This window comes from Arthrobacter globiformis (genome assembly GCF_030817195.1).
Taxonomy (GTDB): Bacteria; Actinomycetota; Actinomycetes; order Actinomycetales; family Micrococcaceae; genus Arthrobacter; species Arthrobacter globiformis_D.
Genome location: NZ_JAUSYZ010000001.1, coordinates 4754520 through 4764574, shown reverse-complemented (window position 1 = coordinate 4764574; position 10055 = coordinate 4754520). Strand labels below are relative to the sequence as shown.

Below are 10055 nucleotides of genomic sequence, written 5' to 3'. Positions count from 1 at the left end.
AGCAAAGGAGTGGCCATGGGTGACGTGTGGATCCGCACGATTAGCCATAGCCTGGTGCGGGCCGACAGGGTCACGGAGATTGCCTCATCCCGCGGCTCAGTCCATGAGGAGCGCGGGTATTCGATCAAGGCGGTGGCGCAGGGCAAGGCCTACATCCTGATCGACAACGGTGACCTCGAGGGCACGGCGAACGCCAGATTCGGGCATGCCCGACGCATGCAGGCGGCACTGCTGCTCGCCATGGACGCAGCAAGCACTGCCGCCGCGTCCATGGTGATCAGTTATGAACAGGACGGGGAACGCTGGGTCCTCACCCCGGCGTCGGACATTGCGGGCGTAACGGAGCCGGCCGTGCCGATGGTGAAGAGCACCTGAACGCCTAGGATGCCACCCCGTTGGCATCCTCCGGGCCCACGAAGTAGCACGAGCCCGGGTGGCGTTCGGGCAGGATGCAGGTCCGGCCGGTGGCCAGGTGCACATTGCCGCAGCGGCCTGCCAGGGCCACGTCTTCGCGGACGTGGAAGCTTCTGAGGTCGGGCCGTTCCCCGCTGCTGACCGGAAGAACGGAGGGTGCTGGTCTGCTGTCGTCGTCGGAACTATTCATGCCTACAGAACTCCTCGTCGAGTGGCTGCCCCCGGGACGCAAGGCCAGTCGTGCGGATCCAAGGTCTCCAGTCTCCCGCCGCGGGATTAACGGCGGGTTACGGGGCTGTTAGATCCGTTTGGCTATCTTGTCCCCGCCCGGGCTACCAGCCCCGTCATCCGAGGAGATCGTCCACGTAGCACCACCGCCAGTCCTCACCCGGTTCGATGCTGCGCATGACAGGGTGTCCGGTGGCATGGAAATGACGGGACGCGTGGGTGGCGGGAGAGGAATCACAGCAGCCCACGTTCCCGCACTCCAGGCACATCCGCAGGTGGACCGTGACGGTACCTTCGCGGACGCAGGCGTCGCAGTGCGCGTCGCGGGGAACCTCGGGAACGGGGGCGGCCTGGAGATGCTCGCAGTCGCCGCCCGGCCGGGCGACGGCGCGGGACCCGGAAACGTCGGCCTCCTCGATGACGGCGTCCAGCATAGATTCTTCGACGTCGAGCCGTTCCAGGACATTGCTGAGCACTTCGTGGGCGTAGTTCCCGCCGCTTCTGAGTTCGAGGACCTTCGCCCGCTCCGCCTCGAGCATGGCGAGCCGCAGCTGGGCATAGCGCTGGCTGGGAGTGGCGGCTTCCGCCGTCGGCCTGCCCAGGCGTTCCCACGCTGCGAGCCCGCGCTCCAGCGTCCTCCGCTTGAGCATGGCCACCACCTCCGGAGGATCATCGTCGGTCCGGAGTTCGTGCAGCCGCTCCACTCCCGCCGCCGTGGCCTGCTGCGTCAGTGAGGCCTGGGCCAGCGCGTCCTCGCCCGGATCGGGGCCCTGCACACGGAGCAGCCGCACCAGAGCGGGCAGCGTGAACCCCTGCAGCGCCAGCGTGCCGGCCACCACCACCATTGCCGCCAGGATCAGGACAGTGCGGTGCTCCAGGTCCTCGGGCAGGGTGAGGGCTGCAGCGAGCGTGACCACGCCGCGCATGCCGGCCCACGAGATGATGGCTGGGTACTGCCAGGGTGGTGCTGGGTCGTTCCGGGCCACGGCCGGGATTAGCCGGGGCAGGTAGGTCGCCGGAAAGACCCAGACCGGCCGCAGCAGCAGCACGGCCAGCAGGATCACCGCGCAGCCCGCCCAGATTCTAGCGGCGCCGAGAGAGTCGTCCTGAACGCCCTCGATGACGGTCCGTACCTGCAGGCCGATGAGGAGGAACACTGAGTTTTCCAGCAGGAACTGCACCGTCTCCCAGTTGCTCCGCTGGCTCTGCCGGGCGGCCCCGTTGGGCATGGAGGGTGCCTTGGTGCCCATGATCAGGCCGGTCACCACCACGGCCAGGACGCCCGACGCGTGGATTGCCTCCGCCGGCAGGTAGGCCACGAAGGGTGCCATCAGCGACGTCGAGGTATTGATGGCAACGTTGCGGATCCGCCGGCGCAGTTGGGTGAGGACGTAGGCTGCGGCCAGTCCCACCACCAGCCCGCCGCCGGCGGCCAGCAGGAAGTCGGCGCCGATCTCCAGCACGGAAACGGCTCCTGCGAGGGCGGCGACGGCTGCACGCAGGCACACCAGGGCGGTTGCGTCGTTGACCAGCGATTCGCCTTCCAGGATGCTGACGATCCTGCGCGGCATCCCCACCTTGCGTGCAATGGCGGTGGCGGCCACCGCATCCGGCGGAGCCACCACGGCAGCGAGCGCGATGGCCGCGGCGAGCGGTATTTCCGGGAACAGCCACCAGACCACCAGGCCCACCACGATGGTGCCGAAGATGACGTAGCCCACGGAGAGCAGTCCAATGGCCCGCCGGTTGGAGCGGAAGTCGTACAGCGATGTCTGCAGGGCGGCGGCATACAGCAGCGGCGGCAGCAGCCCCACGAGGACCAGTTCAGGGTTGAGGTCGACGCGGGGCACGAACGGGAGGAAGGAACCGGCCACCCCGGCGAGCACCAGGAGCAGCGGGACCGACACATCAAGCTTGCGGCCCAGCGCGCTGACCGTGCACACCACGGCGGCGAGCGCCAGCAACCCCAGGGCGACGTCCATGCGGCTATTCTCTCAGCCGCCGCGGACTGCCCGACGGCGGGCGGGGACTTCCGTCAGGATGTCTCCGCCCGCTTGGGCGCAGGTTCGACGACGTCGTCAGCACCTTCGGCCGGATCCTGCGAATGCGTGCGGATGTCGGTGGGGTCTGCCGTTTCGTCCCCTTCGGCGGGGGCTTCGCTGTGGATGCGCTGCAGCGACTCCGGGTTCTCGCTCATGACTGCCGTTCCTCTGTTGCGGTTGTGTGCTGTGGGCCATCGCTTAACGTTCATCTAGCTACCGCACCAGTCAGCCTGTCAAGGACCGCCGCTGCGCTCTGGCCGGGGATGCTGTTCTGTGTTGAACTGTTGGGGTTGCACCCGAAATGCCCCCGCGGCTGGCAGCCGCAGCACCGCCCTTAGCACCGTCTACCCAGCCGGTCCGCGCCGGCTGTTGGGAAGGAACACCACTATGGCAACGCACAAGATCGGCTATTTCGTAGGGAGCCTGGCCAGCGGCTCCATCAACCGGACCCTCTCCAAGGCCCTCATCAAGCTGGCCCCCGGGGACCTCGAGTTCACCGAGATCCCCATCAAGGACCTGCCCCTGTACAGCTACGACTACGACGCCGACTTCCCGCCGGAAGGCCGCGCGCTCAAGGATGCCATCGAAGGCTCCGACGGCATCCTCTTTGTCTCCCCGGAATACAACCGGTCCATCCCCGGCGCGTTGAAGAACGCCATCGACTGGGGATCGCGGCCCTGGGGCACCAATTCTTTCGCCCGCAAGCCCACCGGCATCATCGGCGCCTCGCCCGGGAGCATCGGCACTGCGGTGATGCAGTCCTCCATGCGCGCCGTGCTGAGCTTCCTCGACGCCCCGCAGCTGAACGCACCCGAGGCCTACGTGAAGTTCAACCCGGATGTGTTCGGCAGCGACGGCGAGGTCAAGGACGAATCCACTGAGGCCTTCCTGCGGCACTACATGGAGGAGTACTGCGCCTTCGTCCAGCGGGTCCTGGCGGCCAACGCACCGGGCCACATCGGTGACCCGGAACCCGACACCCAGAAGCTCTCCCGCTAGGCCAGCCGGTCTAGAGGGGCAGGGGGACGAGGCCGCCGAGGTTGCGGTACTTTTCGAGCCGCTGCGGGAGGAGCTCGGCCACCCCGGCGGCCGAAAGCGCGGCCAGCTCGTACTCGATCGCCTGGCCCAGGCGCTGGCAGAACGCCCTGCCCTCAAGCGCAGCGTCACTGCGTTCGTCCACGATGTGCTCCACCATGCCGTGGGCGTAGAGCGAGGCGACGTTGACGCCCTGCGCCTCGGACATGGCAGGGGCGAACTCGGTGCTGCGGTGCACGATGGCGCTGGCACCTTCGGGCGGCAGCGGGGACAGCCAGGCGTGCTGGGCGGCGATGGTGCGGTCAGCCGGGAACAGCGCCAGGGCGCCGCCGCCGGTGCCCTGGCCCATCAGCACGGACACTGTGGGGGAGTTCAGTCCGATGAGGTCATGGAGGGACCGGGCGATTTCGCCGGCCAGCCCGCCCTCTTCCGCTTCCTTGGACAGCGCCGCGCCGCCGGTGTCGATCACCGTCACCAGGGGCAGCCCGAGCTCCTCGGCCAGACGCATGCCGCGCCTGGCTTCACGGAGGGATGCGGGCCCCATCGCGGTCTGCTGCGAGGGCCGGGGCCGCGTGTGCCCGATCACCACACAGGACTTTTGCCCGAAGCGTGCCAGTGCCAGCAGCAGCCCCGGGTCCTTTTCGCCCTGGCCGGTGCCGTTGAGCGGAAGCACGTCACGGGCCCCGTAAGCCAGCAGCTGCCGCAGGTCCGGGCGGCGCGGGTTCCGGGAGATTTCGATCGATTCCCAGGCTCCGGCGTCGGACGGTTTCACGGACAGCGTCCGCGGCGGCCGGACCCGCGCGTGCGGGCCCGCGACCAGGATGCTCAGGGCACGGTCAACGACGTCGGACAGCTGCCACGGCGGGACCACCGCGTCCACGAGCCCCTTGTCGAAGAGGTTCTCGGCCACCTGGACGTTCTCCGGAAAAGGGGAACCGTACAGCGCCTCGTAGACGCGCGGCCCCAAGAACCCGAGGAGGGCGCCCGGCTCGGCCACGGTGATGTGCCCGAGGGAGCCCCACGAGGCCATGACGCCGCCGGTGGTGGGATGCCGGAGGTAGACGAGGTAAGGCAGGCCGGCCTGCCGATGCGCCCGGACGGCCGCGCTGATCTTCACCATGGAGAGGAACGCGACGGTGCCCTCCTGCATGCGGGTGCCGCCCGACGCCGGTCCGGCCAGGAGCGGAAGCCCTTCCCTGGTGGCCCGTTCGACGGCGTTCACGATCCGTTCCGCTGCGGCGAGGCCGATCGAGCCCGCCAGGAAGCGGAACTCGCTGACAATGACGGCCACCCGCCGGCCGCGGATAAGGCCTTCACCGGTGAGGACGGACTCGTCCACGCCGGTCTTCTCCCGGGCCGCAGCCAGTTCCTGCCGGTACTCGGGACTGGGGTTGGGGTCCGCCACAGGGGAGTCCCAGGAGCGGTACGAGCCGGGGTCAAGGACGGCAGTGATGAGTTCGGTGGCGTCCAGGTGCCGGACCTTCTGGGCGGTCGACAAGTTGTTGTCTGCGGCCATGGTCAGCGGCCCTCCCCGGCGGAGCCGGCGGAGCCGGCGGTGCCGGCGCCGGCAGCGGCGTCTGCCGGAACGAGCCCGAGCCATTGCCTGATCTGCTCGCCGTCCTGGTCCAGCAGCGGCGGAGCGGTGTGCGCCTTCAGCGTGGTTTCCGCGGTGTCCGCGGCGCTGAAGAAGCGCAGCGGCGGCCCTGGCAGGGTGACATTCCCGAGGATCTTGTGGTCGACGTCGATCACCAGGCCCTGCGAATGGACCTGTTCCCATTCGTAGACCTCGTCCAGGGTGCGGACCTTGCCGGCCGGGATCCCGGCCTCGTTCAGCATGGCGAGCAGCGGCTCCGCCTCGTACCCGGCGAACGCGCGTTCCACCTCCTCGATGACCTTGTCCCGGTTCCGGACGCGCTCGGCGTTGGAGGCGAACTCCGGACGGTCCGCGTCAATGCCGAACGCCGAGGCAAACGTGTGCCACAGCTTCTCGCTGCCCACGCTGATCTGCACGCGGCCCTGCCGGCAGCGGAACAGGCCGTACGGTGCGATGGACGGGTGGTGGTTGCCCTGGGCCTTGGGCACCTCGCCGGCAACGGTGGCGCGCGTGCCCTGGAACGCGTGCACACCGATCAGGGCGGCAAGCAGCGAGGTTCGCACGATCTGCCCCTGGCCCGTCCGCTCGCGCTGCAGCAGCGCCGCGAGCGTGCCGAACGCCCCGTACATGCCGGAAAGGAGGTCCGCGATGGGCACGCCCACCCGCTGGGGGTCGTCCGGACCGGAGCCGGTCAGGGACATCAGCCCGGCCTCACCCTGCAGGATCTGGTCGTAGCCGCTGCGGCGCGACTCCGGACCGTCGTGCCCGAAACCGGTGATGGACAGGACCACCAGCGAAGGGTTCAGCGCGTGCATCTCCGCGCCGGAGAACCCGAGCCGGTCCAGCACGCCGGGACGGAAGTTTTCAATAACGACGTCGGCGCGCTCCAGCAGTTCGCGCAGAACCGTCCGGCCGTCGTCGCTCTTCAGGTCCAGGGCGATGGATTCTTTGTTGCGGTTGCAGGAGAGGAAGTACGTGGCCTGGGGATCGTCCTCGGGGCCGACGAACGGCGGCCCCCAGCCGCGCGTATCGTCTCCGGTGCCGGGGTTCTCAACCTTGATGACCCGGGCGCCGAGGTCCGCGAGCATCATGCCGGCATGCGGTCCGGCGAGGGCCCGGCTCAGGTCCACCACAAGGTAACCGGAGAGGGGGCCTTCGGGCTGGGGCGTGGATTCATGGCTCATGCTGGGTGTTCCTTCTCTTGCTTGGAGGGGCTGCTGGTGCTGGTCCGGCCGGCTACATCCAGCCGGGGAGCACCATGACCAGCCAGGCGATGGCAGGGCCGGCGATGACGACGATGCCGCTGTAGGCCAGGATCTGCTTGTAGAACTTGTCCTTGTCCACGTCCTCGGGGGCGTTGGCCAGAACCAGTGCACCGTTGGTGGAGAACGGCGAGACGTCAACGATCGTGGCGGCGACGGCCAGGGCGGCGATCACGCCGACGGCACCGATTTCGCCGGTGGACAGGAACGGGACGGCCAGCGGGATGAGGGCGGCCAGGATGGCGGTGGAGGAGGCGAAGGCCGAGACCACGGCACCGATGTAGCAGATCAGCAGGGCTGCCAGCAGCGGCATCCCGAGGTGGGCGACGCCGTCGGACACGAACTTGATGGTGCCGGCTTCCTCGAGGACACCTACGAAGGTGAGCATGCCGCAGATGAGCAGGACAGTGGACCAGCTGATCTTGTTGACGGCGCCCTTCTGGGCGGCGGGCGAGACGAGGGCCAGGACCATGGCGATGGTGATGGAGACGAACCCGACGTCCACCTTGAAGCCGAGAGAGATGACGGCGAGCGCGATCAGGCCGGCAATGGTGACCAGCTGCGGAACGGTGGCACGGGCGCCGGCGGCGTCGGCCGCGTCAGCTGCTGACGGGGAGGCTGAAGAGGAGTTGGAGGTTCCTTTGCCGGCAACGCCGGAGGGGGAGATGTTGGAACCGGAACCCTGGAGGGTGACACCAGCGGCGCGGGCGCCGACACTGACGGCCATCCTGGATTCAGCGGCCTGCTCCACGAGCCGGCCGGTCTTGGTGAAGAGCAGTTTGCTGCCGCCAAGAACGATGAAAAGCACTACGGCGATGGCGAGGTTGAAGACAAAGCTGGCGAGGAAGATCGCCATGGGGCTGGCTTCGAGGTCCGTCTTGGCGATGATGCCGTTGACCGTGACGCCGTAGACGGCGATCGGGGAGAAGCCGCCGGCCTGTGCCCCGTGGATCACCATCATGCCCATCATGAGGGGGTTGATCTTGTGCTTCGCGGCGAAGCTCAGCGCGATCGGCGCGATGATCGCGACGGCGGCAGGGGACAGGGCTCCGACGGCGGTGATGACCGCCGTGATGGCGAACATGACCCAGGGGATGAGCGCCACCTTGCTGCCCACCATCCGGACCGCGCCGCGCACCAGCAGGTCGATTGTTCCGTTGTTCTGGGCGATCGCGAAGAGGTAGGTGACACCGACGATCGTCAGGAACAGGCCGCCGGGAAAGTTGGCAAGAATGTCGCTGGTGGACATCCCGAGGACCACTGAGCCCAGCAGGAACGCCCCTACGAATGCCAGGGCGCCCATGTTGAGGGGCAGCACCGTGGCCAGCAGGAACATCACCGCCAGGATGATGATGGAGAGTACGGGAGCGGACATCGTTGTTCCTCCGGGGGTGAGAGTTGATGTGATGTGGCTTACAAGGATCACTGGCCTAGCCTCCTAGACACTAGGTGACTTTGTCAATACTCCTCCGCTAAGCTGATGCAAGAACGCCGGAAGGATGCGAATGCCCAGGAAGACCGCAACGCAACAGATTTCCCGCGTCGCGCGCCCGCGCCTCTACGAGCAGCTCGTAGAGCAGCTGATGGACTTTATCGAGTCCGCGCAGCTGGGGCCCGGCGACACCCTCCCCGCTGAACGGGACCTGGCTGAACGGCTGGGCGTCTCGCGGGCGACGCTTGCCCAGGCGCTGGTGGCCCTGGAGGTCCTCGGCGTCATCGACGTCCAGCACGGTACCGGCGCGGTCCTGGTCTACCGGCCCAACGTTCCCTCGGTGCTCAAGGGACTTCGCGAGCACCGGAGCCGTCTTCCTGAAATTGTGGAAGCCCGCAGCACGCTCGAGGTCAAGCTCGCCGAGCTTGCTGCCGCGCGGCGCACGGACGAGGACATGCAGGCCATCGACAAGGCGCTTGACGCCATGGCGGAGGAGGTGGCCTCGGGTGCGAAAGGGGCCCACGGCGACGAACTGTTCCACCAGGCCATCACCGCCGCGGCGCACTCCGGCGTGCTGGCTCAGCTCATGACCTTCATTGCCGAGATGATCCTCGAAACGCGGCTCGAGTCGCTGGGGCAGCCCGGCCGGCCGGAGCAATCACTGGCGTCCCACCGCAAGATCGCGGACGCCATCCGGGCCCAGGATTCGGAGGCCGCCGCGGCGGCGATGCTGGACCACATCACCCTCGTATCCGACGTCGCCCTGTTGAAGTAAGCCGTGAAGCCGTTTCTGCTGCTCGCCTCGCGGGCCGAGGACGTCGCCGCGGAGGACGAATACGAGGCGTACCTGCGCTTTGGCGGACTGGAGCCGGACCAGCTGAAGCGGATCCGGATGGAGCGCGCGCCGCTGCCGGAGCTGGACCTCGATGACTATTCCGGCATCATCGTGGGCGGCAGCCCGTTCACCTCGAGCGACCCTCCCGAAAAGAAGAGCGAAGCCCAACACCGCGTGGAGCGCGAATTGTCGGGGCTGCTGGACCTGATCGTGGCGGAGGACTTCCCGTTCCTGGGCGCCTGCTACGGAGTCGGCACCCTTGGCCTGCACCAGGGCGCCGTGATCGACCGGACGTACGGTGAGCAGCTGGGCGGGGTAACCATCAGCCTGAGCCCGGAGGGCCTGAAGGATCCGCTGCTGGCCGGCCTTCCGGGGCAGTTCACCGCCTTTACCGGCCACAAGGAAGGGTGCACGGTGCTGCCCCCGCACGCGGTGCTGCTCGCCAGCTCCGCCGCCTGCCCGGTGCACATGTTCCGGATCAAGCAGAACCTGTACGCCACGCAGTTCCACCCCGAGCTCGATGCCGAGGGCCTGGTGACCAGGATCGACATCTACCGCCACGCCGGATATTTTCCGCCGGAGTCCGCCGAGGAGCTGATGGCGGCAGCCAGAACGTATACGGCCACCGAACCGATGAAGATCCTGCGGAACTTCGTGAAGATCTACGGCCGGTAAGCACAGCTCCCTGTCACCGGTGCCGACTCGGTGCTAGCACCGACGAGCGTGAGGTCAAGCCCTCGCTGCCGGGACAGTATGTGACGATCAAGATGAGAATGCCCGACGGCGTCCACCAGCCCCGCCAGTACAGCCTGACCCGGGCGGACGAGGGACGGCACAGGCACTTCGCCGTCAGGCGGGTGCGGGCGCAGGATGCGCCGGACGGCGAAATGTCCAATTTCCTGCACGACAATGTGCAGGTGGGGGACGAAGTCACTCTTTCGGCTCCTTTCGGCGACGTGGTGCTCGAGTACACAAACCGGCCGCTGGTCCTGGCTGACTACGAGTAGGCCAGCACGCCTGACGCTTCCGGTGAGCGCGCGGATTCCCATTGACTTCGGCTGGCGGAGGTCTACGGTGGGACTACGTCAACATTGATCTGTTGCGTGCGTGTGCGGCGAGGGGGCAGCCACACTAACAATTTGCGGCTGTTGAACGGTTACGCCTCCGTGGCAGCATGCACCTCGCCAGCGTGGGGCTTCTCCCGAAGCCACCT

Annotated in this window: 11 protein-coding genes; 5 read left to right on the top strand and 6 right to left on the bottom strand. The window is 67.7% G+C overall.

Features of this window, described 5'->3' with window-relative positions; translation table 11 throughout:
- Positions 1 to 15 precede the first annotated feature (15 nt).
- Positions 16 to 375, top strand: a complete 360-nt coding sequence (locus QF036_RS21855) for a hypothetical protein (protein WP_307105259.1) — start codon at positions 16 to 18, stop codon at positions 373 to 375.
- A 4-nt stretch (positions 376 to 379) separates the two neighbouring features.
- Here the strand turns inward: QF036_RS21855 and QF036_RS21850 are convergent, their stop codons facing one another.
- The 3 genes from QF036_RS21850 to QF036_RS21840 form a co-directional block, all read right to left on the bottom strand.
- Positions 380 to 604 (bottom strand): hypothetical protein, encoded by a 225-nt coding sequence (locus QF036_RS21850; protein ID WP_307105258.1) that lies wholly within the window; start codon positions 602 to 604, stop codon positions 380 to 382.
- Between the two features lie 154 nt (positions 605 to 758).
- Entirely contained in the window at positions 759 to 2624 is a 1866-nt protein-coding gene (locus QF036_RS21845; protein WP_307105257.1) for a Na+/H+ antiporter, read from the bottom strand.
- Between the two features lie 53 nt (positions 2625 to 2677).
- Complete coding sequence (locus QF036_RS21840) at positions 2678 to 2839, bottom strand: hypothetical protein (protein WP_307105256.1); 162 nt, start codon at positions 2837 to 2839, stop codon at positions 2678 to 2680.
- A 232-nt stretch (positions 2840 to 3071) separates the two neighbouring features.
- On the opposite strand from QF036_RS21840, the gene QF036_RS21835 reads away from it, so the two are divergent.
- Positions 3072 to 3683 carry an NADPH-dependent FMN reductase gene (locus tag QF036_RS21835; protein WP_307105255.1) on the top strand — a complete coding sequence of 204 codons (612 nt, stop codon included), beginning with the start codon at positions 3072 to 3074 and terminating at the stop codon, positions 3681 to 3683.
- A gap of 10 nt (positions 3684 to 3693) precedes the next feature.
- Here the strand turns inward: QF036_RS21835 and QF036_RS21830 are convergent, their stop codons facing one another.
- From QF036_RS21830 to QF036_RS21820, 3 genes are read right to left on the bottom strand one after another with little or no spacing between them, the layout of a single operon-like run.
- Positions 3694 to 5235, bottom strand: a complete 1542-nt coding sequence (locus tag QF036_RS21830; RefSeq protein WP_307105254.1) for a carboxyl transferase domain-containing protein — start codon at positions 5233 to 5235, stop codon at positions 3694 to 3696.
- Positions 5236 to 5237: 2 nt separating this feature from the next.
- Positions 5238 to 6497 (bottom strand): CaiB/BaiF CoA transferase family protein, encoded by a 1260-nt coding sequence (locus QF036_RS21825; protein ID WP_307105253.1) that lies wholly within the window; start codon positions 6495 to 6497, stop codon positions 5238 to 5240.
- Between the two features lie 52 nt (positions 6498 to 6549).
- Positions 6550 to 7950, bottom strand: coding sequence for an SLC13 family permease (locus QF036_RS21820; protein WP_307105252.1), 1401 nt, complete (start codon positions 7948 to 7950; stop codon positions 6550 to 6552).
- A 130-nt stretch (positions 7951 to 8080) separates the two neighbouring features.
- Here QF036_RS21820 and QF036_RS21815 point away from each other — a divergent pair, with 130 nt between their 5' ends.
- The 3 genes from QF036_RS21815 to QF036_RS21805 are packed head-to-tail and all read left to right on the top strand — an operon-like array spanning position 8081 to position 9849.
- Positions 8081 to 8782, top strand: a complete 702-nt coding sequence (locus QF036_RS21815; protein WP_307105251.1) for a FadR/GntR family transcriptional regulator — start codon at positions 8081 to 8083, stop codon at positions 8780 to 8782.
- A gap of 3 nt (positions 8783 to 8785) precedes the next feature.
- Positions 8786 to 9517: a glutamine amidotransferase gene (locus QF036_RS21810; protein ID WP_307105250.1), complete on the top strand. Its 732-nt coding sequence runs from the start codon at positions 8786 to 8788 to the stop codon at positions 9515 to 9517.
- On the top strand, positions 9409 to 9849 hold the full coding sequence (locus QF036_RS21805; protein ID WP_307106058.1) for an FAD-binding oxidoreductase: 441 nt from the start codon (positions 9409 to 9411) through the stop codon (positions 9847 to 9849). The genes QF036_RS21810 and QF036_RS21805 overlap by 109 nt, the downstream gene beginning before the upstream one ends.
- Positions 9850 to 10055 lie beyond the last annotated feature (206 nt).